The organism is Halocynthiibacter namhaensis (assembly GCF_000812685.1).
Taxonomy (GTDB): domain Bacteria; phylum Pseudomonadota; class Alphaproteobacteria; order Rhodobacterales; family Rhodobacteraceae; genus Halocynthiibacter; species Halocynthiibacter namhaensis.
Genome location: NZ_JWIF01000016.1, coordinates 1 through 25,471, shown reverse-complemented (window position 1 = coordinate 25,471; position 25,471 = coordinate 1). Strand labels below are relative to the sequence as shown.

General features: G+C 50.9%; 23 protein-coding genes, 1 tRNA gene and 1 pseudogene. 7 read left to right on the top strand and 18 right to left on the bottom strand.

Annotated elements, in window-relative coordinates:
* Positions 1-60: 60 nt before the first annotated feature.
* Positions 61-903: a methylated-DNA--[protein]-cysteine S-methyltransferase gene (locus RJ38_RS03000; RefSeq protein ID WP_039017415.1), complete on the bottom strand. Its 843-nt coding sequence runs from the start codon at positions 901-903 to the stop codon at positions 61-63.
* A 389-nt stretch (positions 904-1,292) separates the two neighbouring features.
* Here RJ38_RS03000 and RJ38_RS02995 point away from each other — a divergent pair, with 389 nt between their 5' ends.
* Positions 1,293-2,402: an efflux RND transporter periplasmic adaptor subunit gene (locus RJ38_RS02995; protein WP_039017414.1), complete on the top strand. Its 1,110-nt coding sequence runs from the start codon at positions 1,293-1,295 to the stop codon at positions 2,400-2,402.
* Positions 2,403-2,412: 10 nt separating this feature from the next.
* On the top strand, positions 2,413-5,445 hold the full coding sequence (locus tag RJ38_RS02990) for an efflux RND transporter permease subunit (protein WP_039017413.1): 3,033 nt from the start codon (positions 2,413-2,415) through the stop codon (positions 5,443-5,445).
* Positions 5,446-5,536: 91 nt separating this feature from the next.
* Here RJ38_RS02990 and RJ38_RS02985 read toward each other — a convergent pair whose 3' ends face one another.
* Entirely contained in the window at positions 5,537-5,746 is a 210-nt protein-coding gene (locus RJ38_RS02985; RefSeq protein WP_039017412.1) for a hypothetical protein, read from the bottom strand.
* Positions 5,747-5,872: 126 nt separating this feature from the next.
* On the opposite strand from RJ38_RS02985, the gene RJ38_RS02980 reads away from it, so the two are divergent.
* Positions 5,873-6,925 carry a dipeptidase gene (locus RJ38_RS02980; RefSeq protein WP_039017462.1) on the top strand — a complete coding sequence of 351 codons (1,053 nt, stop codon included), beginning with the start codon at positions 5,873-5,875 and terminating at the stop codon, positions 6,923-6,925.
* A 12-nt stretch (positions 6,926-6,937) separates the two neighbouring features.
* On the opposite strand, the gene RJ38_RS02975 is transcribed toward RJ38_RS02980, so the two are convergent.
* The 7 genes from RJ38_RS02975 to RJ38_RS02945 are packed head-to-tail and all read right to left on the bottom strand — an operon-like array spanning position 6,938 to position 13,397.
* Positions 6,938-7,864, bottom strand: coding sequence for an AEC family transporter (locus RJ38_RS02975; RefSeq protein WP_039017411.1), 927 nt, complete (start codon positions 7,862-7,864; stop codon positions 6,938-6,940).
* Positions 7,864-8,685, bottom strand: coding sequence for an MBL fold metallo-hydrolase (locus RJ38_RS02970; RefSeq protein WP_039017410.1), 822 nt, complete (start codon positions 8,683-8,685; stop codon positions 7,864-7,866). The genes RJ38_RS02975 and RJ38_RS02970 overlap by 1 nt, the downstream gene beginning before the upstream one ends.
* Positions 8,685-9,491, bottom strand: a complete 807-nt coding sequence (locus RJ38_RS02965) for a TatD family hydrolase (RefSeq protein WP_039017409.1) — start codon at positions 9,489-9,491, stop codon at positions 8,685-8,687. Before RJ38_RS02965 ends, RJ38_RS02970 begins: the two co-directional genes overlap by 1 nt.
* 3 nt (positions 9,492-9,494) lie before the next feature.
* Positions 9,495-10,640, bottom strand: a complete 1,146-nt coding sequence (locus RJ38_RS02960; RefSeq protein ID WP_039017408.1) for a DNA polymerase III subunit delta' — start codon at positions 10,638-10,640, stop codon at positions 9,495-9,497.
* Positions 10,637-11,260 carry a dTMP kinase gene (gene tmk, locus RJ38_RS02955; RefSeq protein WP_039017407.1) on the bottom strand — a complete coding sequence of 208 codons (624 nt, stop codon included), beginning with the start codon at positions 11,258-11,260 and terminating at the stop codon, positions 10,637-10,639. Before tmk ends, RJ38_RS02960 begins: the two co-directional genes overlap by 4 nt.
* A 59-nt stretch (positions 11,261-11,319) precedes the next feature.
* Positions 11,320-12,534 carry a D-alanyl-D-alanine carboxypeptidase family protein gene (locus tag RJ38_RS02950; protein ID WP_238321631.1) on the bottom strand — a complete coding sequence of 405 codons (1,215 nt, stop codon included), beginning with the start codon at positions 12,532-12,534 and terminating at the stop codon, positions 11,320-11,322.
* A 14-nt stretch (positions 12,535-12,548) separates the two neighbouring features.
* A complete protein-coding gene (locus tag RJ38_RS02945) occupies positions 12,549-13,397 on the bottom strand; it encodes an SPOR domain-containing protein (protein WP_039017406.1) in 849 nt (282 codons plus the stop codon).
* Between the two features lie 234 nt (positions 13,398-13,631).
* On the opposite strand from RJ38_RS02945, the gene RJ38_RS02940 reads away from it, so the two are divergent.
* A tRNA-Ser gene (locus RJ38_RS02940) sits at positions 13,632-13,721 on the top strand.
* Positions 13,722-13,852: 131 nt separating this feature from the next.
* Here the strand turns inward: RJ38_RS02940 and RJ38_RS02935 are convergent.
* The 8 genes from RJ38_RS02935 to RJ38_RS02900 form a co-directional block, all read right to left on the bottom strand.
* Entirely contained in the window at positions 13,853-14,728 is an 876-nt protein-coding gene (locus RJ38_RS02935) for a hypothetical protein (protein WP_039017405.1), read from the bottom strand.
* Positions 14,725-17,700, bottom strand: coding sequence for a class I SAM-dependent DNA methyltransferase (locus RJ38_RS02930; protein WP_052245153.1), 2,976 nt, complete (start codon positions 17,698-17,700; stop codon positions 14,725-14,727). The genes RJ38_RS02935 and RJ38_RS02930 overlap by 4 nt, the downstream gene beginning before the upstream one ends.
* An 83-nt stretch (positions 17,701-17,783) precedes the next feature.
* Positions 17,784-18,428, bottom strand: a complete 645-nt coding sequence (locus RJ38_RS02925) for a hypothetical protein (protein WP_039017404.1) — start codon at positions 18,426-18,428, stop codon at positions 17,784-17,786.
* A gap of 273 nt (positions 18,429-18,701) precedes the next feature.
* On the bottom strand, positions 18,702-19,124 hold the full coding sequence (locus tag RJ38_RS02920) for a hypothetical protein (RefSeq protein WP_052245152.1): 423 nt from the start codon (positions 19,122-19,124) through the stop codon (positions 18,702-18,704).
* Positions 19,125-19,231: 107 nt separating this feature from the next.
* Positions 19,232-19,510, bottom strand: coding sequence for a winged helix domain-containing protein (locus RJ38_RS02915; protein ID WP_039017403.1), 279 nt, complete (start codon positions 19,508-19,510; stop codon positions 19,232-19,234).
* A gap of 95 nt (positions 19,511-19,605) precedes the next feature.
* Positions 19,606-19,800 carry a helix-turn-helix transcriptional regulator gene (locus RJ38_RS02910; RefSeq protein WP_039017402.1) on the bottom strand — a complete coding sequence of 65 codons (195 nt, stop codon included), beginning with the start codon at positions 19,798-19,800 and terminating at the stop codon, positions 19,606-19,608.
* 161 nt (positions 19,801-19,961) lie between these two features.
* Complete coding sequence (locus RJ38_RS02905; RefSeq protein ID WP_039017401.1) at positions 19,962-20,702, bottom strand: hypothetical protein; 741 nt, start codon at positions 20,700-20,702, stop codon at positions 19,962-19,964.
* Positions 20,703-20,799: 97 nt separating this feature from the next.
* Positions 20,800-22,026, bottom strand: a complete 1,227-nt coding sequence (locus RJ38_RS02900) for a tyrosine-type recombinase/integrase (RefSeq protein WP_039017400.1) — start codon at positions 22,024-22,026, stop codon at positions 20,800-20,802.
* Positions 22,027-22,309: 283 nt separating this feature from the next.
* Here RJ38_RS02900 and RJ38_RS02895 point away from each other — a divergent pair, with 283 nt between their 5' ends.
* The 3 genes and pseudogenes from RJ38_RS02895 to RJ38_RS02885 all read left to right on the top strand — a co-directional run.
* A complete protein-coding gene (locus tag RJ38_RS02895) occupies positions 22,310-23,518 on the top strand; it encodes a tyrosine-type recombinase/integrase (RefSeq protein ID WP_052245151.1) in 1,209 nt (402 codons plus the stop codon).
* Between the two features lie 20 nt (positions 23,519-23,538).
* The gene (locus RJ38_RS02890) at positions 23,539-24,519 is read left to right on the top strand and encodes a hypothetical protein (protein ID WP_039017399.1); all 981 of its coding nucleotides are present in this window, start codon (positions 23,539-23,541) and stop codon (positions 24,517-24,519) included.
* A gap of 169 nt (positions 24,520-24,688) precedes the next feature.
* Positions 24,689-25,063 (top strand): annotated as a pseudogene (locus RJ38_RS02885) (IS3 family transposase); the annotation flags it as partial.
* A 187-nt stretch (positions 25,064-25,250) separates the two neighbouring features.
* Here RJ38_RS02885 and RJ38_RS02880 read toward each other — a convergent pair.
* The coding region (locus RJ38_RS02880) for a transposase (protein WP_039017398.1) at positions 25,251-25,471 on the bottom strand (221 nt) is incomplete at its 5' end.

Sequence of the window (25,471 nt, the reverse complement as noted above, 5' to 3'; positions counted from 1 at the left end):
GCCGATGTTATTAAATATCACTGTCGTGATATCCCGTTGAACAGCAAGATTTAGCTTGTTTTACGCCACATCGTCGCGTTCATCCGCCCGTGCGCCTTCCCAAGCCAGCAACGCACGCTTCACAGGAACCCCCCAATGATACCCACCAACATCGCCGGATTTTCGCAACGCGCGGTGGCAAGGGATCAGCCAAGACACGGGGTTGCGGCCGACAGCTGTGCCAACGGCCCGCTGCGCACGTGGTGCGCCGATGGCGGAGGCGATCTCTGAATAGGATGTGACGTGACCTGACGGGATTTGAAGAAGGGCTTCCCATACTTTGATTTGTATCGGTGCGCCGATCAAAACAACGCTGGTTTCGGTGCCGCCGATGGCCCCGTCAATCCAGGCTTTGATACGGTTCTCTTCCTGAATGAAATGGGCCTTTGGCCAGCGGGATTGCATGTCATTCAAGGCGGCCTCACGGCCACATTCTGATGTGAAGGCGAGGCCACATAACCCTCGGTCTGTGCCCATGGCTAACATCTCGCCAAACGGGCCGTCAAACCACCCTTGATAGATTGTTAGGCCTTCACCCTTTGCCGCATAAACGCCCGGACTCATGGCTTCCCATTGGATGAACATGTCGTGTAAGCGGCCGCTACCAGACAAGCCGGTTGCATGCGCGGTATCAAGAACGGAAAACCGATCGCGCAGCAGCGTCTTGGCATGCCCAAGTTGCAGATACTGTTGATAGCGCTTGGGGGAAACGCCAACCCAACGCGAAAATATCCGCTGGAAATGTGCCGAGGACATCTGCATTTTTCCCGCTAAGTCTTCCAGCGACAGAGGGCTGTCTGCAGCATCGATTTCGTCCAACGCGCGGCGAATGAGAGAGAAATGATATGTATCTTGAATGGTCATCTGGCGCTCCTTTATCGCAACGTTAATGCAGGCCTCTGTCTGAAGCGACCCGGATTATGCGGTTTGAGAATGCTGCGCAATTCTGAACATCACGATGCGCGGAGCCGAACGCGCGATCACACAGGCCATAGGCTGGGCGTCCGCGCAGGCTTAACAATACAAACGAATCTGCGTTAAAGTTGTTTTGTTTCAGTGTATTAATGTTTCGTTTGGCCCAGACACACCCGTGTTGATATCTAATGCCGGTGCTAAGACGCAGTCCTGATAGGTTGTTCTTGCCTAACTGAAGTATCGTCAGGATTTACAAGCAATGCTTGACCCAAAAGCGAGTATCAGGTTGATACGGATTATTCTGAACGTGACCAACGTCTAATGAAGTGGAGAGAAACATGTTTGATAGGTTGTTTGCATCGGTTCTGGTTGGGACTTGTATTATGGCGCATGCGGTCTCTGCTCAGGACGTTGCGCGTGACGTCGTGCGCGGGCTAAAGACGGTGTTGATCGAAGAAACCGACAGCACTGTGTATCGACGCTATCCGTCAGTGTTGGTCCCCGCAGACGTTAGCACCTTGTCGTTTGAGATCGGCGGAAAACTGGAAGCGGTGAACCTAAGCGTTGGGCAAGTCGTTGCAGCGGGTGATGTTCTGGCAGTCCTAGACGAAACCGCGATGCAGCGCGAATTGCAGCGTGCGATTGCGGCTGTTGAACAAGCCCAGGCCCAGGCCACAAACGCGAGCGAAGCCTTGATCCGAAATGAGGAACTGTTGAAGCGCGGATCTGTGACACGAGTTGCTGTGGACAATGCGCGCACGACATCTGTTTCCGCGACAGCTACGCTGGAACAGGCCCAAACTGCGGCAACGGTCGCGGAAGATAATCTGACGAAAACACAATTGCTTGCGCCGTTCGATGGCACAATTAACACTGTTGATGTGGAATCTTTCAGCAACGTCGCCGTGGGAACATCGGTCGCGACGCTGTATCAACAAGATAGCTTTGAAGTGAAATTCACCGTTAATTTTGACATCGTGAACATGTTGGTTTTGGGGAAAGAGGCCAAGATCCGCCTTGCGGCACGCCCAAACACGGTCTTAACTGGCACGGTGACCGAAATTGGTGCCCGCGCAGACCAAGTCTCTTCGTTTCCGGTGGTCATCACCGTGACGGATGCGCCTTCCGACGTACGGGCCGGGATGGCTGTTGAGGCAGAGCTTGATTTTTCATTGATCACGACGCCGGGCTATTCCATTCCGCTGTCGTCCATCATTGGTGATGGTGAACTGGCGAGCCCAGAAAACCCGCTCGATCCGGTTGATGCCCAAGTCTATCTATTTGACGAAGCCACATCGACTGTAAAGCGTCACACAATTAAGATCTTTGGTGTCCGTCAAAACCAACTGCTTGTTGCAGAAGGGCTAGCGCCTGGTGACCATGTTGCATCCGCTGGCATTCCGTTTTTGCGCGATGGCATGCGCGTGAAACTGTTGACACAAGATTAAGGGGCGCGACATGGAATTCTTAACCCGTTTCGGAATAGAAAAAAGCCGACTTACATTGTTGGTTATCGTCGGCTTGTTGCTGATGGGCATGATGACATATTTTGATCTTGCAAAGCGTGAAAACCCGGCCATTACCATTCGCTCGGCGGTCATAACGGCTCAATTCCCAGGAATGTCACCCGAACGTATTGAAAACCTGATCGCGACGCCGATTGAACAATCTTTGCGCGAAATTGGTGAAATCAAAGATATCAATACATTGATATCAACGGGCAGTCTGGAAACGGCCGTCTCGATCCATGACGAAGTCGCCAAGGTCGACATGGAAGCCGTATTTCAGGACATCCGCACCAAGATGCGCGATATTGCCCCTCAGTTGCCGGACGGAACGGTTGGGCCACAGGTCAACACCAACTATGGTGACGTCGCAATTGCCACGGTGGCCGTGACAGGTTCGGGCTTTAGTTACGCTGAAATCTGGGACGCCGCAGATGATCTGCGCACGCAACTGTATCGTTTGCCCGGCATCAGCAAAGTGTCAATTATGGGCCAGCAGGATGAACGCATTTGGCTTGAAATAGACGCACGCAAGCTGACCTCTATTGGTGTTCAGATTAACCAAGTTATCGAAGATCTTCAGTCCCAGAACGTTATCTTGCCAGCGGGCGAGTTGGACGCTGATGGCACGTCGATTATCCTTGAGGCCAACGGGGAACTGACATCGGTTGAGGCAATCGGAAACGTGCTGACGTCCGTACAGGGCCAAGCGGGATATGTGCGCATCAAAGACCTGATGTCAGTGCGTCGGGGGTATGTTGCCCCCAAGGAAACGCCCGCATTCTTCAATGGAGAACCCGCGTTGATCGTTTCGGTCGAAATGAACAGCACGCAAGATATTCAGGTGCTTGGACGTATTCTAAGTGAAGATATGCCATGGTTTGAAAGTACGCAACCCATTGGAATATCGTACAATTTTTCAACGTTCCAAGAAGCCAACGTCACTGAATCTATCAATGGTGCCCTGACGAATGTGATGCAGACATTTGCAGTCGTATTATTGGTCATGATGTTATTTATGGGGGTTCGTGCGTCCCTTGTCGTGTCTGGTATCGTACCCTTCACCGTGATGTTTGCCTTGCTCGGCATGAGCTATCTTGGCGTTAGCATTGAACAGATCTCTATCGCTGGGGTCATAATTTCTCTTGGGTTACTTGTCGATAATGGCGTGGTCGTTGTCGAAGATATCCAAGGCAAGTTGTCCAACGGTGAGGCCCCGAAAGACGCGGCAATCAGTGCGGGTAAACAGTTTTTTATTCCGCTTGCGGTTGCCTCTGTCACGACGGTGTCTGCATTCATTCCAATGTTTATTCTTAAAGGGACATCAGGCGAATTCGCGTTTTCATTGGGCGCGGTTGTTGGGGTAATGTTGCTAGGATCATGGATCACAGCGCATTATATTTTGCCCTATCTTTGTACGCTCTTTTTGCGCCCGAAAAAGAAAGTGACACCGGAAAAGAAGAACGTGTTTTTGCGCGGGTATTTGGCGTTAACAAGCAAAACTATTGGCTACGGTTTCATCATTGTCCCGGCTGCTTATGGCTTGGTTATGTTGTCTGTCACACTGTTCGGGTCATTGAAAAATGAACAATTTCCATTAAGCGAACGTGCGGAATACTTGATCTATTTCAACATGGCGAAAGGCACGTCGATTTCGGAAACGGAACGAAATGCGCTGGATGTGGTGGCATGGCTGCATGATGCCGATGTTAACCCAGAAGTCGCCAATTCGACGGCCTTTATTGGTACTGGTGGCCCGCGGTTCTATCTTGCGCTTAATCCAGCCGATTCAAACCCCGCGACGGCCTTTATTCTGGTGAACACAGCAACCTTTGAGGGGGCGGTTGCTGCATCTGAACGTGCACGGCGTTATTTGATTGAACAGCACCCCGAAGCCCAAACACGGGTGACCCGTTTGTCGATGGGGGGATCCGAATCTGGCATCGTTGAAGTGAAAATTAGCGGCCCCGACGCGGATGTATTGTTGCAAGCCGCGCGAAAAGTAGAGGCCAGCTTTGCTGATGTGCCCGGGATCGCTTTCTATGAAAACGATTGGGGCAATAAGGTGTTGAAGTTGGTCGCGGATGTTGCCCAAGACAACGCGCGCGAACTGGGTGTGACATCGAAAAGTGTTTCCAATGCGCTGGAGTCGTTCTTCACGGGTTCAACATTGTCGACCTACCGTGAAGGGGATAAGTCTATCCCCATCGTGATCCGTGCTGGCGAAAGTTTTCGCGACAGCCTTGAAGATTTGGGGAACTTCGCGCTTGGGGCTGAGAACGGACTGATTTCGCTGGACGAAGTTGCAACCTTTGAACCGAAGCTTGAATTTTCGCAGCTGCGTCGTGAAAACCAAGTCCGACAAATTAACATCTCTGGCAAAAGCAATACGGGGTCGGCCTATACGACGCTTGCGTTGCTTCAACCCACAATCGACGCGCTTGGCCTTGGGTCTGCTTACACGGTCGAAGTTGGTGGCGAAATCTCGGATGCGGCTGAAAGCAATGCGGTCCTGTTGGCTGGTTTGCCCCCTGCGTTGCTTGTGATGTTAACGGCATTGATGTTCCAGTTTAACTCAATCCGCCGTGTGGGACTGACGTTGATGACGATCCCGCTTATTTTGATCGGGGCCCCGGTTGGGCTGCTTATCATGGGGCAGCCCATGTCATTCTTTGCTATCCTTGGCCTGTTGTCGTTGATGGGGATTATCATCAACAATGCCATCGTCTTGATCGATCAGATCGATATTGAAAGGCGTTCCCTGCCATTGCGCGATGCGGTGATCAAAGCCGCCGAGCAGCGCTTCAATCCGATCCTGTTGACGTCCATGACAACGATCCTTGGGCTGGTGCCAATGGCCATATCAGGGGGGGCGCTGTTTGAACCGATGGCCACCTTGATGATCGGCGGACTTGCCTTCGCAACGCCGGTATCGTTGTTCTTTGTGCCTAGCGCCTATTATCTGTTCTTCAGATGGAAAGCGTGATGATACCAGTGGTGTGACCACATCATGGATACATAAAACTCAAAATGCCCTTCGTATATGCGAGGGGCATTTTGCTTTTGTTTGAGGGTATTCAGTCGCTGCCCGTACCGGATATCATGCCAAACCCCCAACGAAACACATGCCCAAGGGTCGCGGTGGTTTCGGCTGGTAAGTAATAAAAACTGCACCCAAGCAAACCAAGAATGACCCAGCGGTTCAGAAGCAGACGCAACAGCAGGAAAAACATAGGTACCAAACTTCCATATTCATTGTCTTCAAACGCGTGTGCTGGCTTTAACATGGGTGATTGAGGATGCAAACACTGCCTCAGCTTTGCCCTCGGTCAGTTTGACCTCATGGATGAAATAGTGTTCGATCACGCGCTGGAACCACCGCGCTCACAAAGGTCAGATGCCCAATGTCAAACATGCCCAAGCAACCCGTATTTGATGGCCATAATGATGTGCTTTTAAAGCTGTGGAAATATGCAGACCACGAAGATGCGGTTTCGCAATTTATCGCAGGTTGCGCAGGCCATATCGATGTGCCGCGCAGTCAGAAGGGTGGATTTGCAGGTGGGTTTTTCGCGATCTACGTGCCTTCGCCAGATCTTGGCATAGATATGGATGTCGACATGATTAAGGCGGCCTATGAATTGCCGTTGCCGAGCCCTGTTGAATACCAGGATGCATTGCCGATCGCATTGTCTCAGGCCGCGATATTATTGGAAATGGAGCGCCAGGGTGCAGTGAAGATCTGTCACCAAGTTTCAGACATTCGCAATGCACATAAGGCGGGTGTTATGGCTGCCATCATGCACATGGAAGGTGCCGAAGCCATTGCTGCAGATCTAGAAGCCTTGGATGTATTCTATGCAGCGGGCTTGCGTTCGTTGGGGCCAGTGTGGTCCCGCCCCACAATATTTGGCGAAGGCGTGCCGTTTCGATTTCCGTCTGATGGTGACATTGGCGAGGGGCTGACGGATGTGGGCGGGGCGTTGGTTCGAAAGTGTAATGAACTAGGTGTCTTGGTTGACCTGAGTCATCTGAATGAAAAGGGGTTTTGGGATGTTGCAGAAATTTCCGACGCGCCCTTGGTCGCGACGCACTCCAACGCGTGTTCAATTTCTTTGCAAGCGCGCAACCTTACAGATGCTCAACTAAAGGCGATTGGCGACAGTAAGGGTATGGTGGGGTTGAATTTTGCGACGGCTTTCTTGCGCCCGGATGGGAAGATGCTGCGGGAGACGCCTTTGTCCGACATGCTTGCCCATCTGGACCACATGATTGCAATGTGTGGCGAAGATCACGTTGGTCTGGGGTCAGATTTTGATGGGGCGACGGTCCCAGTTGGCATCACCGATGTTGCAGGATTACCCCGACTTGTGCAGGCCATGCGCGATCATGGGTATAGCACCACTCGCATTGATAAGCTGTGCTTTGAGAATTGGATGTCGGTGCTTGAACGCACTTGGAAGTGATGTCTGACACTTCTAAAGAAGTGACAACCAAAGCCAAGCCGTCAGCACGCAAGCCGCAGTCGAGATCAACACCGAAGACGCCGCAACACGCTGTGCGCGCCCGTAGATGGATGCAAAAACATAGGCGTTGATGCCTGGTGCCATCGCGCTTGTCAGGATGAGCGAGCGGAACATTTCTGGTGGAAGATCATTGGCGCGGCCAAGCACCCAAGCCAGAGCAGGATGCATGAACAGAGAGATCGCACAGACAAACAAGATCACGCGCATGTCGCCCTCTGGTTTATATTGGATCAGGACGCCACCAAGCCCAAATAGGGCGGCAGGCAATGCCGCGCGGATCATCATATCAATGGCGTCCATTAACGCGGTCGGTAAGATAAGCCCTGTGAAGTTCACGATGAAGCCCAGTGCGATTGCGATCACCAATGCATTATGGAACATCGCGTTCAAGATCGCCCTAATCGTGGCCAGTGGGCTACCACCACGATTGCGTACGATTTCCATCGCGGTGACGCCGACGCCATAACAAAACGGCGCGTTGAAAGCGATGATCATATAGTTCGGACCAAGGGCAGCCTGCCCGAAGGCACGTTCCGTGATTGGCAGTCCCAGCAGGACCGTATTGGCGAACATGCAGCCAAATCCGATGACCACAGCATCTTCCCAATCGCGCCCAAACAGGTAACGTGCACCCAAAAGGCCGACGGCAAAGCCCGCGCCTGAGGCAAAATAATAGGACAGTAACAATCCTGGTTCGAACTGCTGATCAAGGTCTAAAGTGGCGATAGCACGAAACAGCAGGCAGGGGATTGCAAATTGTTGGGTGAATTTCATCAACCCCTGCACGCCCTCAGGCGAGAAGAAACCGCGCCAGACAGCGACATATCCAAACCCGACGACCAGGAAAACTGGTAAGATAACGTCGAGCAGGGCTTGCATTATGCTTGGTCCGGGTCGGGCAGGGTCAGGACCATTCCGTCATAAGCCGCAGATATGTGATCGGGTGTTTCTGCCTCAACCGTCGCGTAATCCAGATCAATATGCATGTTGGTCAGGATCGCTTTCTTAGGCTGCATCTTGGCAATCCATTCCAGCGATTTGGTAAGGTGGATATGGGTGGGGTGGGGATCACGGCGTAGGCAATCCAACACCCAAATATCTAGGTCTTTCACGTGATCCCAAGCCTCGGGGTACATGTCGGACACATCGGGTAGATAGGCCAAGCCACCAATGCGGAAACCAAGTGCATCAATACGCCCATGGGGGACCAAGAAAGGTGAAAATGTGATTTTTCCACCAGCACCATCAACGGTGATCGGCCCGTTGATCAGGTTTAGATCCAGGATCGGCGGATAGGACGACCCTTCGGGTTGAACAAAGACATAGGCAAATTTTTCGATCAACTGATCGGTTGTGGTTTGATCAGCCCAGACAGGCAGACGCTGTTTCAGGTTGTAAACAATGACGCGCAGATCATCGATACCATGGATATGGTCCGCATGGGCATGGGTGAACAACACCGCATCTAAGGTGCCCACGCCGGCGGATAGAAGTTGTTCGCGCAAATCCGGCGAGGCATCAATCAGAACACGGGTCGTGCCTTGTTGGGTGATGCGCTCCACCAGCATGGAACAACGGCGTCGGTTATTCTTTGGGTTGGTCGGATCACACTGCCCCCATTCACCACCAGACTGGTCGGACAGGCGTGGCACGCCGCCAGAGGACCCGGTGCCAAGAAGGGTATAGCGCAGCTCGGCCATTATGCAACTTTCTCGCAAAGCCTGGCACGGGTGAAGACACGGTCGAAGTTTTCTTCGGTTTGCGCCGCGAAATCAGCATAATCCATGCCGAATACATCTGCACCAATACGACCGGTATGGGCGGTATAGGCGGGCTCGTTTCGTTTGCCACGGAAGGGGATTGGCGCAAGATAAGGCGCATCGGTTTCTAACAGCACACGATCCACCGGGGCAGCCGCGAAAATATCGCGCACTTCTTGGCTGTTTTTAAACGTCGCGATACCAGACATGGACAGATAAAACCCAAGATCGATAGATGTGCGCGCCAGTTCCGGGCCAGAACAGTAGCAGTGCATAACACAGTCATAGGCGCCTTTTGCATGTTCATCAGATAGGATTTTCGCCATGTCATCATCTGCCGCTCGGGCGTGAATGATGAGCGGCAATTTTGTCTGACGTGCGGCCTCAATGTGGATCAGAAGGCTTTCTTGTTGGATGGTTTTGCTGTCCGCAGTGTAATGATAATCCAGACCTGTTTCACCAATGCCAACGAATTTAGGGTGCGCGGCGAGGGCGACCAAGTCTTCGACTGATACCAAAGGTTCGGAAGCCGCGCTCATCGGGTGGGTGCCAGCAGCCCAGAACACTTGCGGGAATTGGTCGGAAATGGCTTGCACCTGTGGTACGTTTTTCATCTTGGTGCAGATTGTGACCAAGCGCTTAACACCCGCTTCGCCCGCGCGCAGGATGACGTCGGGCAGTTCGTTTTCAAAATCAGGAAAATCGAGATGGCAGTGGCTGTCAGTGATGGTAGGCGTATCGGTCATATTTTATCTCGTAGCATGTGTGGCGGCGAGGGCATTGATCTTCAGCCCCATGTCCAGAAGAAGCGCGGCGGGATCAAGGTTCACGGCTTTGCCGTGGCGTGCGCGTGCCCCAAGTTCTTGTTGTGCCTGAGCCCAAGCGCGCCCAGCATAGGGATTTGGTGACAGGCGGGTCAGAACGGCGGTCTCGTTTTGGCAAGCCTCATGTTGGGGCGGACCAGAGACACCTGCACGGGCAAGGCGCGCGACAAAGAAATCAAGCAGCTTCAACAGCAAGTCAAAGTGGTCGATGTTTTTTGCCCCCGCGGCACTTTCAGCAATGCGCAATAGGGCAGGGCGGTCGATGTTGGGACAGGTGCCAAACAAGGTGACGATGTTGTGATAGGCCTCCATCCCGCCGAGATTTAGAAGCCGAAGCGCGGTGCCGGCAGACCCGGAAGCCAGGGTGGCCAAGGCTTCGGTGCTGGCGGGACTATCGGTGCCGGATGCCACCAAGCATTGTGCCATGTCGTCAGGGGAAAGTGGGTGAAGGCGCAGTGTCTGACAACGTGATCTGATCGTGGGCAACAGCGCGGACGGCTGATGCGAGATAAGCAGAAGCGTGACATCTGCGGGCGGTTCTTCGAGCAACTTAAGCAATGCGTTCGACGCAGAGGTGTTCATTTCATCTGCGCTGTCGACGATAACCACGCGACGTCCACCATCTGCGGCCGACATCATCAGGAAGTTCTTTAATTCACGTACCTCATCGATGGTGATGACAGTTTTATGCTTGCCTTTCTTATCGTCCCAAGCGCGACGCAAAAGTTTCAAGCGCGGCTCAGATAAGGCAGTGACACGGGCTGATATAGGGTGGTGTTCATCCACGTCCAGCGTCTCAGGCGTGGCGGGTGTGAGGTCTTCACCGAATAATCCGCCCCCTGCGTCGGTCCGCATGGGTTGGGTCAAAAGAAATCGTGCCATACGCCATGCTAAGGTTGCTTTGCCGATCCCTTGTGGGCCGGTGATGAGCCAAGCATGATGTAAATGTCCCGCGTTATATGCCGTCAGGAATTCTTGTTCTGCGACGGTTTGGCCAAACAGATGTGGCGTTTCACGGGGATGTGGTGCGCCTTCTACGCGGTCTGCTTCAGGGACGGTCTCATCCCTCATGACAAATGCTCTTGTACGGTCTCGAGGATTTCCTTCGCGACATGGTCCATGTCACGTGCGCCATCAATCACAACGCATCGGTCCGAAAATTCTTCAGCGAGTTTCAGAAAACCCGCGCGCATCTTCGCCTGGAGTTCCTCACCGAATCCTTCAAAGCGTTCTTCCGAGGTTTGTCGCGATAATGCACGCGCCAGACCTGTGGCGGGGTCCATGTCGACAATGACCGTTAAGTCGGGTTCGCGGCCAATCATAAGTCGATGTAGTTGATCCACCACGTCACGTAGATCACCGCGGGAAATGCCCTGATACATCCGGGTGCTGTCAGCGAAACGATCGCATACGACAATCTTGCCTGCGTCAATCGCGGGGTTGATTGTTTTTTCCATGTGGTCACGACGGGCGGCGGTGAACAGCAGGATTTCACTTTCAGCGGACCAACGATCAGGGTCGCCCTCCAAGACCAACGACCGGATCTCTTCGGCGCCGGTGGATCCACCGGGTTCACGTGTGTGCACCACCTCATGTCCGAGGTCGCGTAGGGTGGCAACAAGACGTTTGGCTTGGGTGGATTTCCCAGAGCCGTCGATGCCTTCAAAGCTGATAAAAATGCCGTTGGTCATACAGGATCAATACAGAGGAATTTTGCGGCTGACCAGCGAAAGGGCCAACATATTGCCAGTTAACCCGCAGAAGCATCCGGGGCCAACCACCGCTTCATGAGAACAGAGGCTGCCGCTTGCAAACGGACCAACACACCACCTAGGGCGATGTCACGTTCCGCGATCAGCGGAATGACGGCATCTGGAAGACCGCTGCGCTTCACCACGAGGCTTGCAACTTCGTCTCCTTGTGAAATCGGGGCGCGTAAGGGGCCTTTGTATACGACTTGCGTCTCAAGAGAATCCGCTGACTGTATGGCTGGGATTAAGACTGTGGTGTCAGCTGCGGCGATTAACCCAACACTGCGTTCAGCGCCCAGCCAAACGGGCGCGCGGGCGACCTCTTGGCCGGTTTGCAGAAGTGCTTGTTCACGGAATTGGCGAAAAGCCCAATTTACGACGGATTCAGCTTCCTCAGCGCGTGCGCGTTCCGATTGCATGCCTGTTATGACGAAGATGATGCGGCGCGTGCCTTGAACCGCTGACCCAACAAGCCCGTAACCCGCTTCGCTGGTGTGGCCGGTTTTTAGGCCATCTGCGCCGATATTAAGTTTTAACAGCGGGTTCCGGTTGAAACGATTGTCGGGTGCGCGCCCATCAAAAGGAAACTCACGCTGGCCAAAATATCCATAATATTCGGGGAATTCAGTGATCAGACGTTTTGCCAATATCCCGAGATCACGCATGCTCATACGTTGGCCAGGGTTCGGCCAGCCAGACGCATTTGCGAACATCGAATTGGTCATGCCAATCGTGGTGGACCGTTCGTTCATCATGCGCGCGAACCCATCTTCGGTGCCGCCAAGCCCCTCTGCAATCGCGACACACGCGTCATTGCCGGACATTACAATCACGCCTTGGATCAGCTCCTCAACGGTGGGGCGATCCCGCTCATTCAAGAACATGGTCGATCCACCCATGGCCGCAGAACGCGCCGAAACACTGAAACGCGTATCCAAGTTGACGCGGCCATCACGCAGGGCTTCAAACAACATATTCAAGGTCATCAACTTTGACATCGACGCCGGAGGCAGGGCAACGTCAGCTTGCTTCTCGAATAAAACAGTGCCTGTTTTTACGTCGTAGATCCATGCGGCGGTGGCACGTGTATCCAACGTGGATGTGGTTTGTGCCTGAGCAGTCGAGACCAGGTTCAACAAGGCCACAACGGCAAGCGTTAACGCAAATATGGGGGGCATCAATTTACGATAAAGACCGAATACTTTGTGTGTCATTGCAGGTCTCCTTGTTATCTTCTGACGAAATAGGCGTCTGTAAAGCCAAGATCTTTGACCTTGCCCAACAGCGCTGCGCGATCCGCTGATGTCGCCGATGGACCAACAACAACACGCCAGAACTCACGTCCATTGGACATCAGTGAACGTACATCTGCCGTCAACCCGGCCGTATGCATCGCAGTTGCCGTATTGTTGGCGTTGGTTTCAACACTGAAGATTCCGATTTGGATGTAAGGTTTGCTCAATGCATTTGATGCTGTCGGCGCAGAAGCTGGCGGGGCGCTTGGGGCGTCTGTGCCGTCGATGGCTGCCGCCGCTGCTGCGATCGGATCAAGCGGCGTGGAGCTTATGTCATCAGGGTTCTCAATGGCCGACTGTGTTGTATCGTCGTTGACCTCTTCAAGAATTTCTTCTCGGTTTAGCGCCGTGACGCTGAGCTGTGCAGGCTGCCCGGCCAACATGCCTAAGGCTGCGGCCGCTTCTGACGAAATTTGGAACGCAGGGCCAGGTGTGATGCGTTCTCGACGAAATAGGGCACCGACAACGAATTTTCCGTCAGCTTCATTGCGGATGATCACACGGCCTGATTCAGCGACATCAGCATGTGCGACCCAAACGCCTCCAATTGATGGGCGTCCGTCCCACAAACCGCGATCAGTTTTTTGGAAAATATCAGGGGCCTCTACATCGCGCTCCACGGTGCGCGTCCGGCTTTGTTCTGCGACCTCTTCCACAGCCGAGTCGACACGCGGTTTGAAAGGGTTGAACCCTTGGCCGTCTTCACAACCCGCAAGGATGAATAAACTCCCAACAGCTGCAAGTAACGTGTTCGAATAATAGCTCGATTTTCTGCCTGTCATTTTCTGCCCTCATTAACCCCAGCGGCGCATCAAATGTATCGCGTATAAGATCTTCTAAACTGGATCTCGCTTTTTATATGGATACATTTGCTTGATACACGGGGCATATTACCCAATTTACATGGATACTAGCCGCGAGATCGCATGTTGGAAACCCTTGCATTTGACAGATCTGAAAACCAGGCGTTTTTCCCCCTTGAAGCTCGGAAAGACTCACGCTAGATAGCAGGCGTCGGAGGAGTGGCAGAGTGGTCGAATGCACCGGTCTTGAAAACCGACGAGGGTTAACGCCCTCCCAGGGTTCGAATCCCTGTTCCTCCGCCATTTACTTGGCTTTTGTGATGTTAAATCAAGCAATTAAGTGTTTTCTTCAATATTGCGTCCCCCAAAAAGCCCGCCATTATGGTTTTTATGGAATTTCTAGCTGACGTAATTGCGGGAGAATTAATAGCTTGCTATCCGTCCCTTTGTTGCCGTGCGCGTTCAGTTAAATCACGAAGCAAGTCTGCATGGTTTTTGAAGTCTTTGTCAGTCACTCGAATACGGTAGTTCGACCAGCGCGTGCTGTATTCTAGCGTTTCAACTCCTGCACTTTCTAGCAAAGTATCAACTTCATCGGATCTTGTGATTTTGGGTTCAAACACAACTGAGTTTTTCTGAGGCCGGAAGGTGACGTAATTGTTGGCACGACCTCCTTTGATTAACCCAACATAGAATTTATTGTACTTCAGCTCACTCGCAGGATCGCCCTCTTTTACCAAGGCAAAAATACGATCCATGAGGGCAACGGTTTTAGGACTTCCCTTGTCATTTTCCCAATAGTCACGGTCAGTTGGCGCGCTAATGGCGTCTTCATCCTCGTCAACAAGGCCACGCTGCATTTCGTCCAGTACCTTGGTAAACACCAACGTCACATGCTCGCCAACTTCAAATGCCTGCATTTGTAACGCGATTATGGGGAAAGAACCGTTGAACAAAGAAACAACATTCAAAAAGCGGCTAGTGATGTCTTCGGCGACCAAAACTGCACAGTGTTCGTATTGCGGGTAGCGTTTACGTTCGATGTCCCAATATTCAATTGTTCGGATGATATGCGTTTCATCCGTCGCACCAAGCTGCAATTCCACTTCATACCGTTTGTATGTTTCTGGATCTTGCAGCAATAGGTCCAACCGACCCGCGCGAGATTGGATGCGTTCGCGGTCACGAAGAACCAGATCTCCAATTCCCAGAATGGACGGATCATTAGCAATGATGTCCTGTACCCAGTTTTCAGAATAGAGCGGGTGATTTTTTAATGAAATTCGTTTTGGGCGCGTAAAAGGGGTCATTTTTTTGATTTCGCTTTTGGTTTGGGCTTTCGCGCTTTCTTGGCGGCAGCTTTTGCCTCTACTTTCGCACGGGCTTGGTTCAGTTTGAATAAACGTGATAGAATTTCATCTTCGGTCAAAAGACCAGCGCGCCAGTCGTCGCCCCAACCGTAAGCCTCTGCTACGGCCTCATCCAAGGCCTTGTGGGCGTTATCCAGCCAAGTAGGGCGGGTGTTGTAGAGATTGGTGAGGGTGCGCTTCTTAAGCTCTTTGGCGGCGGCCTCATTTTTGGGCAGGATGCGGTCGGGATAGCCGGAGACAACCTCTGGTACTCGGTCCACCAGGTCGGCGGGATTAAGCCAATTTTCGCGCAACTCGTTTAGGTGCGCTGCAGCGGTAGCTATTTTGATGGCGCGTGGATCTGTGGCGTAATCGGCGGCGGGGATGTTGGGGCCTAGATCGTCGGGGAAGGGGAAAGTTTCGAATGTGGTGGAGGGGGTATAGCGAGGGTCGTTTCCTACACCCAGAAACGTACACAATCCCAAGGACCAAAGTTGGTGGAAGGCCGAGTGTAATACTCCAAATGTAGTGTCGTCATCTCGTGCGATTACAACGCACAGGTTTTCAGGAATCTGAAGTGCTGGGAGCCAAGAAAAATTGCGATGTTTTGCTACCATTGATGTGGCCATAAAACGTGACAGAGGTTGAAGCGCATTCCTAAGTCCTGGGCGATTTTCGCCATAAATCCACCACTTTTCACGATGGTTTTTCCGTCTCAAGTTAGCTCTAGTAGGCTTTACGCGCTCTTCAACTATCTGAAATGGTTCTTCAAAAAGTGCAGCGTCATGTTCTTGCATCACATTAAAGTCAATAATCCATGTGTCAGAGCTTCTTCGAGTAAGGTCCATGCCATTGGACCATTTTCTTACCACTAGAGAATTACTTTTCCCATTTGGGTTGACTGGACGGGAAAGTAACTTCTCCGCTTCATTGCGGTCTAATGTAAAGGGGCCATTTCTTTGCGTTCCAATAAATGATGCTTTACGATTACTTTCTAGTGTAACTGCCTTTGAAAGGTCTATACCAGTTGCCGTAGCGGATAGGTCTGAAAATATTTCAGACACAGGCACACCATCTAGTGCTATTATTTCGGGTTTATTTTCTTGGAAGCACGTCATAGATACTCGCACTGAGGCGTCCAACATCGTGTGTGCTCGGCCACCTAAGCTAGGAGGTATTGTCCATGGGACATCTCCCCAAGCGTTATAGATACACCCTTTGTCTGCAATTGATTTCAGACACTCGCGGTTTGCTCCGCCTCGTATCGAATTAGTTGAGACCAATCCAGCTCTGACCAGCTTTCCATTCCGCATTAGTTCCCAACATTTTACAAACCAATAAGCAACTAAATCCAGACTGCCTGAGGTGCCTTTGTATGCTCTTCGTAGGGCCACGGCATAATCTTCGCCCAATTCCTTTATCATCTTTTTATTGCCCAAAAACGGTGGGTTCCCAATTACTACGTCCGCTTTAGGCCATTCGGCCTGCGTCCCGTCTGCGTTCAACACCGCGTCGCGGTTCTCAATTGTGGTGAGTGTACGCAAGATTGGGTTTTTTGCTGCTTCAAACCCATTGCGGCGCATCCATTGAATTTCACCGATCCAAACTGATACCCGTGCTAATTCTGCGGCATAGCTGGAAAGCTCAATTCCCAAAACGCATTCTGGCCCAAGTTGGGGGAAGCCACGGGGTAGGCCCAGCGCCTCGGCTTCTAAATTCACACGGTGTTCGATGTTCTTGAGTTCTAGCAATGCGATATAGAGGAAGTTTCCAGATCCACAGGCCGGGTCAAGTGCGCGAAACGCTTTGAGACGTTTAATGAACTTCAGGTGCAGCTTTTCTGCATTTTTCAAAGCGCGAGTTCGTGCTGCTAATTCTTTGTCTCGAAGCAGTTTTTCCTTGGTTTCCTTTGGGGCTTTCTCGATGGTGTCTTCAATTTGTGTTTTGATTTTCGCCCATTCAGCAAGAAGTGGTTCGACTATTACCGGATTAACAATTTGCATGATTTTGTCGCGGTCGGTGTAATGTGCGCCAAGCTGGCTACGTTTGGCTGGGTCTAACCCGCGTTCAAACAACGTCCCAAGGATTGAAGGGTCAATATCGGCCCAATCCAACGTGGCTGCGCGGATCAAATCGTCTAGGTCTTCCCACTCCAACGGCAACACAGCGTCACTGTCAAACAAGCCACCGTTGAACCATTCAACTTTTTCAAACCCTACAAGCCCACCTTTCCTCATAGCGCCGAACAGCGCCTTTGCATGGATTGCGAAGTCTTCGGGCTTAGGCCGAGCGGCTTTAATCATCCGCTCAAACATTTTGTTGGGCAATAGATCTACGTCTTCTGCGAACATGCAAAACACAAGACGGTTGATGAAATGCGCGACCTCTTGGGGGTCGTGGCCACGCTCTCTAAGGCGCTGGGCCATGCTCGCAAAGCTTTGGGCTGCTTGCTCAGTCACCAATTGCCGTGTCTTTGTGGGCTTTAATTTTTCGGGGTCTAAGAAGGCATGACGTAAAATTTCGCGGTTTGCGGCGTCTGTCAGATCGTCCAGATGAATTGTATGGACGTTTTGGACCGTGTTGGTCCAGTTGGTATGGACACGTATCACATCCATATCTGACACAATCAAAAGCGGTGGGTTTTCTAATGCGATTGCATAATTTAGAAGTTGGTCAAATGCCTTGTCCAGATTGGCACGTTTGCCTTTGTACTCCCATGCAAAGGAGTTTTTGCGCCAGACATCTGCCCAGCCTTCGCCACCACTTGTTTTAGATGCGCCCTTTTCGAATGTGAACCATTCGCCCTTTGGGTCGGCAGTGATGGGTTCTTCAATGTCCAACAGCCTGCACAAATCGTTGAAATGTGACTGTGAAGCTGTGCGTTCTTTCAATTCAACATTGCGCCACTTAGCGATGAAATCTTTTGGTGTCATAATGCTTCCTAGAAATACCATTTGGTTCCAATAGACGCGGGGTAGAAAATAAGGTCAAGCGACGCACGGCTAGATTGTCCATTTTATTCTGGATCGAAAAACATCGCCCTTTCTTCTGTGCCAAGAAGATGCGCATATTTTTCTATGAACCAAGAGTTTGCTTGGTCTTCACACCAGTCAATTTTTAACCGTTTGCGTTGGTAGGTCCGCTCCCACATACCCTTCGGCTTGGGTGCAATCCAATGGGCCGCTCCCGGTTCACCGCCCAGCGCCGTGCGTAATTTATTTGCCCGGCGTAACATGCGGTTGTGGCGGTCCTCTGACTGACTGGCGTAGGAGATATTATAACAATGCCGACACAGGAAGTAGCGCCCGCCAGAGTACAGCTTGCCGACGCGCCGCCCGCAATGCTGCCCAGCCACTATGCCGGGGCAGAGGAAATAGGGTCGTTGATTACCATAGTGACAGCTTGAGTAGGTCAGGGGGATCGGCTGCGTTATCGGCTCCCAGTCGCCCCGGTTTTGGCGCACTTTGTAATTCAAGACAAAGCGGGAGTGGTCGGTCTTGTATCCGACTCTTGCTACCTCTGCGTCCTCGCTAGACCAGACCCAACTCCCTTGGCTGCCATGTTGCAAACTGCCTGCACGATGTAGGCGGTTCACGTCCAAAGAGCGGCAATGTTCCGCTTTTTGCTTGTAGCTTGATCTTCCTGAGCCATATCCGCCCATTTTATATCTCCTAGTATTTTCCGAAATCATTAGGGAAGTTGTGTTTTTCCTTAGGGTGGCTAAGCACATCGAACTGATTTATCCGGTTTCGTATCCATGTGAACGAACGCGGCGGGGAAGTTATATAAGTTGCTCAATCAAAGCCCTTCCTAGTGGTATATCTATATATGTCCCAATTCTTGGGGGGCGGGTTGCATGTTTGTGTCCCTAGTATTGGGGCGGTTTGGTTGGTTTTTATGCCTGTTTTCATTCGGTGACACCCAACTGTCCCAATCATAGGTACGTAGTGTCCCCTTTTTTGGGTGGGGCTTTTGTTTTTACGCGCCATGCCGCAAAGGTCTTTTTTGCGGGTTTTAAATCTGCGGTTGGATATTCAGTCAAAACCCATCTGGTTGTTTTACCTATGCCGGACGGACCAAGACAGTGACTAACTTTTGTTGAGATAAAACCACGAGTTTCGAGTTCCCTAAAGTAAGGGCCAATCGTGTTTTTGCTAACGCATAGCAGAACAGCGGCTTCGCGGTGGCTTAGCATCAGGTTGCCGTTGTTGCTGCCTGTATAGCGCCGTTTCATTTCGACATAGAGGCAGCGGGGGCCTAGGGGTAACGTGCTCCATGCTTCAGTTTGCATCAACCATTCAGGAAGCTGGACGTGACGCCCAGCTCCCCTTTTCTTGCTTTTGTATCCTTTTGCCATTCTAGGCCCCCCCCAAAGCGGGCAATGCCAGAGGATTGGCACTAGTCTCGCTTAGGGCATGTTTGCACATGATGCCCCTAACGGCGAAAGGTGCTGGTGATGTATATTTACGGTTCAACACATGTCACCTGCGCATTACAAGACAGCTTGTAGCGGGCGTGATGCCCTGAGTAGATACCTGCATGGGCTTCAATCTCAGTTTCGATTGGCACACCAAGTTTACGCAATGAATGGACATAGGCAGACAGACGCGGCGCTGGGTGTTCGATGGTGCTAATACCATGCACGCCAGCCTTAGCTAATCGGGTCATCGCCCAACCCAGACGGCCTTTGAGTTCAAGCGTGCGGGGTTGTTCGCTCAAAAAGAGCGTTACGTGAATTTTCATCACTGGGTCCTTTATTTTTGAAGGTCAGCGCGGTATGAGGGTGTTGCTTAGACATTCCAGCACCCGCGCCAGTTTAGTTACTCGCGGGTGTTGTCCTATCCGACAACAGGAATGGCGATGGGGCGCTGAGAAAGCCAAGCGTTCACAGTGCTTTCAGGCCATGCGACAGCGCGTTTTCCAATGCGGATTGGACGTGGAAATTCTCCTGCATCCATCATAGCGTAAAGGCTGGATCGGCTAAGGCCCGTTGCGGCTTCAACCGCTGGGCGACGTAAGTGATGTTCGGTCATATCTATTCCTTTTTGAACCAATTCGGTACTGCGAGGAAAATAGAGGAAATGAGGTTCTTCTGACATAATCACAAACTCCAAAAACCCATTTTTGACATTTTAGTTTTTTAAGTTAGTGTATTATAATAAAAATATTGGAGTGCTAATGTTCTGTTGAGGATTTACGCTACTTGGGCCATCGCTTTGCGCAGGGTTGTCATGCCGATTGTTTCGTTAAGTTCGGTCTCGACACTCCGTCGAAGATTCTTTTGGGGGATGTTTTGAAAGCCATCGGGAAATGCGCGGCGTAATGCCTCAGAAGCTCTGTCGATCTTTCTAGGACGCCCAAGCCTTAATTTTATAGGTGGATTTTCAACCTTCTGGTCAATCATACTTTTGGCGAAGGTGTTCATTGCTGCGCCTAAGTCTTCCGGGTAGATACTTACAGGGAAGCAGAGTGAACACCCATCTAGTCCGTTGATCAACTTGGCAACACGTTCAATTGTCGCGTCAAGCTTGGGTAGTGCGCTTAAACGTTCACAATCCAGAACCCAAAGCTCTTGGTCAAAAAAGGCATATCGTGAATCCAAGCTGGCGTCTTTAGTGGTTGCTAGCTTTTCTGACAGGGGAAGGGTTGTGGGCAGTTCGTCTCTCAACACTGTGAGTGCCCAATCATCAATGCGTTGCACTGTACTTGACCGCTGGCAGAATACTCGCGCTTCGTGCGAATGTTCCTTGATGAAAAAATGAAGAAAAACCTTGGCACTTGATTTCAGGACAGCATCCAATTCATTTGGTTGAATAGAACTCGCAGTCTGTTGTGCAGATGCAAAGACTGTTTCGCGCACGAAGGACACACTAAGAGACTTGGAAAACGCTGTTTCCAAAGACTTAGGCGTGAAAAAGTCTTCTGGGCAGATCATGCAATGCTTTATATTTGGTTTCGTTTTTGGAACATACTGGAAAATGTGCCTAGTTACAACATTGTGGTGCTGTTTTACGATGCGATGCTAAATGTAGCTACTTTAAAGCAATCGAAATCACGCTGTTAGGTTGGTTTATGATATGCCCCTCCCAACTATTCATTAACTTACGCCGTTTATCAAAAAAATCAGAACGTGCGTAGGCTGCCTCCGCCTTATCTTTGACCGAATGCGCTAAAGCAGCCTCTGAGACATCGCGTGCCGTGTTGGTGCGTTCCTGTGTCCAAGTCTTGAAAGAAGTCCTAAATCCATGCACGTCCACATCATAGCCCAGCGATTTTGTGAGTTTAGATAGGGTCATATCAGATAAGGGTTTACCATTAACAGTACCGGGGAATACGAGACCTTCGCCAGAACCAAGGCTTGCAGCTTGCGAAAGCAACTCTATTGCGCGGGGGGAAAGGGGGATGCGGTGTTCTTTCTTTGATTTCATGCGTCGCGCTGGGCGTGTCCAGACGGCTTTGACTAGGTCAATTTCTGACCATTCAGCTAGGCGAACCTCGCCAGAGCGCGATGCGGTCAAAATGACCAACTCCAGAGCCAATTTAGTGGCCATGCCCGCGTTCGATGTTTTAAGTACATTCAAAAATTCTGGCACCTTGTCATAAGATAATGATTTTCGATGCTGTTGAGTGTTGCCTTGCTTGGGTAACGCTTGCGCAATCGCATCCGCTGGGTTGTTTTCCCTCCAGCCGTTCGCGATAGCCCATTTCATGACTGTACCAATACGCTGGCGCACTCGACGTGCAGTTTCGGGCTTTTCCAACCATATAGGTTGCAACACCGCTAACACGTCTGCTGTGCTGACCTCGGACACTTTTAGGTTGCCCATGCGGGGGAATGTATATGTTTCTAAGGTGCTCAGAAATTGTGCTGCGTGTTTTGCGTTACGCCATGTTGGTTCGTGGATCTTGTGAACCTTGCGTGCGGCTTCTTCAAATGTCAGCAATGCTTTGGATTCACGCTTCGCTTGAAGTGGGTCGCCGCCTGCACGCGCCAGCTTGCGATTTTCTAGAGCTTGTTCGCGTGCCTCTGCTAAACTAACGAGAGACGCACTCCCCATGCCAATCTCAGTACGTTTTCCTCGTATCACAATGCGTTGTACCCATCGCCGCGCGCCTGACGTATCTACCTTTAGAAAAAGCCCGTGTCCGTCCGTATATTTTCCGGGGGTTTTTACTGTTCGCACAAATGCGGCGGAAAGAGATTTTTCTGCGCGCTTCCTAGGAATTATGGCATTTATTGCCCCAACTTCATCCGCCATTTCGTCCCCCATTAATGTTAGGAATATGGGGGACGGCTCTGGAATATACAAGACCTTGAATGCAATAATATCCCTATATTATATACGTTATGAGCATTCTGTGGAATTTGTTATGGCGGACTGTTCCTCCGCCACCTACTATTTTTGTTGGCATTGATTGGGTCGCTTTGAGCGGCCTTTTTCTTTTGTTTATATGGCTTTGCTCGATAGTTTTCTTTTCTTTGGATTTGTTTGAATTACCCTGATATACCCTCCTTGAGTGGTGCAAAATGTGGTATGAATAATGGCTGCACTATCCGGTAAACTGACAAAGAGGCTCGTCGAGAACCACGGGCCGGGGCGGCATGGGGATGGCAACGGCCTTTATCTTGTCGTCGATCTGAGTGGCGCGAGGCGTTGGATCGTACGCGTGACGGTGAAGGGACAAAAGAATCGCAAGGGCGGACCGTTGCGCACTGATTTTGGTCTTGGTGGTGCGGATATCGTGACGATTAATCAAGCCCGTGATCGTGCCTTGGAATATCGCCGTATGGCAAAGCAGGGTTTAAACCCACGTTTTAATGCCCAGCGCGAAATCCCGACTTTTGAAGAAATTGCCCAGCAAGTTCATATTGACCGTATGCCAACTTGGAAAAACCAGAAACACGGTCAGCAATGGATCAACACCCTGCGCGATTATGCGTTTCCTAAAATCGGGCGGATGCCAATTGATAGCATAGGCCAGCCAGAAATTTTGATGTGCCTTTCACCAATTTGGACCGAAAAGCACGAAACGGCCCGTCGGTTGGCCCAGCGCTTGAAGATCGTGTTAGATGTCGCGCGTTCTCAAGGTTTCCGGGATGGTGAAAACCCTGTTACGGCAATCAAAGATGCGGGCGTTTTACCCAAAGTCGTGAAAAAGGCAAAACATCATAGCGCTATGCCGTGGCGGGATTTACCAGCGTTTTATGTTGAACTATCACAACGTAATGAAATGGCGGCAAAAGCGCTGATGTTTACCATTTTGACGGGGGCCAGAACGGGTGAAGCGCTGGGCCTGCGTTGGGAAGAGTTAGACCTGCAAGCCCGCGTTTGGACTTGCCCAGCAGAACGCATGAAAACCGCTGATCAACATCGGGTGCCCTTGTGTGATGAAATATTGGCCATCCTTGAACCTTTGATGTCGATGCAGTCTGAATATGTGTTTGAAGGCCAGAAGCGCCATAAACCGTTGTCAAACATGGCTATGTCAATGTTGTTGCGTCGTATGGGTCATCATGACGTTACGGTTCACGGTTTTCGCTCTACATTCCGGGATTGGGCCTCTGAAGTCGCAGAAGCCCCGCGAGAGGTTGCAGAGTTATGCCTAGCGCATAAGGTCGGGTCAGATGTCGAGCGGGCTTATGCGCGATCTGATCGGTTAGAAAAACGGCGGGAATTGATGGCGCAGTGGGTTGAATTTGCAAATGCTGATGACGCAAAGGGGGCAGAGTATTGGAAAATGAGCCAATAACCTTTCTGAAGGAAGTGTAGTTGCCCCCATATTGTTTTCTTTCAGAGGCGATTGATTGGATTGCGCTGGGGAGAGTTCCAGAGCTGAACTATCATACCGAGAGTGACGCTGATGCTAGTTTTGATGCTCGATTTTACTGGGGCGACATGCCTGATAATTTTGAACCTCCATGTGAATACCCTTGGTTTGATAGGTCTGAGTTTGAAAGTTTAGAAATTCCGGTAGATGAAAGGTATTTTGAAGCTGCCGATGAATGTGCGTTTCAGAACATTGGGCAACTGCAGGACCGAATTTCTGAATATAAGACAAAGGCCGCTAAAACCATTGAAACACCTGAAGGTGAGGTTTTTGATGTCTGGGCAAAGCTTGTCCATGATGCCGAAGAGAATTTAGAGCGTCTGAAGCCTCTTTTTGATATTGTGGAGAGGACTGAAGCCAATTTTCAGCGTGTGTATGAAATCGCATGGTCAAAACTCTTTCCTTTGATCGCAGAAGGCAAAATTCAGTGTGAGGGTCTGGACTTCGAGCGTTGGGATCGGCTTTCTGAAACTGATGACTATAGGGGTGCTGGAAGGTTTGATCTTATTCCTGCAAGCGCGACCTCAATATCACTCGACTGGCGGGCAAATGAAATTACCAATGATGGTAGGCGATATGTCGCGATGAGGGTTCGTACGAGTGACCTTCTGAAATATCGTGAGCGATTGTTCCATGTAGGAAAGTCTCAGAATGTTGAGAAGTTTGGTATGTTTTTTACTTCTGGTCAGAGTCTTAAATCGCAAAAAGGAGCGAGGCGCGGGCGACCGAAGCTATATGATTGGATACGCATTAAAGAGCACCTGGCTGAATTATACTCAGCAGGGTTGCAGCCTGATTGCAAAGAAAATTGCATATTTGAACTGATCTGTTTTGCTGAAAAAACGCTTGATCAGTCTCCGGGTCGTACATCGGTTCAACGAAAATTGAAGCAAGAACTGGACGCCATTTATGCCCGTAATTGATAGGTTATTTATGGGCGCGGTAAGGGCGGGCGCAGTGGGCCTGTTCTGATCTATTCGGAGTCTGAAAAACCTTCGATATTCACCTCACAATAACCGAGTGAGGCTGAAAATTGACAAAACTATTCGATCAAAATCGAAACTACGTTCTGGGTGATCCAGAACTTAACCTATCAGTAACCGCATGAAGAAGGATCTGGCAATCCGGGCGTTAGATATGGCCGTTGCTTTGCGCCAACCACCGGAGGATTGCATTCACCATACGGATCGTGGTTCGCAATATTGCTCAAATGAGTATCAGAAGCGCTTGTCCAAGCACGGTTTCAAGGTCTCGATGAGCGGCAAGGGAAATTGTTATGATAATTCTATGGTCGAGACGTTCTTCAAATCCATTAAGGCTGAGCTGATTTGGCGCAACCGTTGGGACACACGCCGTCAGGCTGAAGGCGCGATCTTCCAGTATATCAACGGGTTCTATAACCCGCGCCGTCGCCACTCATCGCTTGGCGGGAAAAGTCCCTTGGCTTTTGAGCGAAAGGCCGCATAAATGAGTTCAGAGACCGGAACGTAAGCGGGACAAGACCAATCTGCGGCGAAGCGCAAGGTGAATTGCTAAATGTCCGCTATGAGGCCTACCGTGTGACTTTGCAAATGTCGCTAACCAGCCTATTCTGTTGAAAAACTCGCAGTTTTCACGGCACTGCATCAAAGGATGAATAGCTCTTGTCCTGATTTCACAGGACGGTTTTGGCCTGACTTGGGTTCGGAGCTAGTTTAGCTAATTTTTTGAGGTTCTGGGCGGTTGCAGCTAGGATAAATTCATCATGTGCGCCACAGGGGCCGCGCAATCGGAGCCGCCCTAAGCCGTGAATGCGTTTCAGATGGGCGAACGACATTTCGACCTTTTTGCGCAGTCGGCATGAGATGGCATATTGCTGTGTTTGCGATAGTGCGC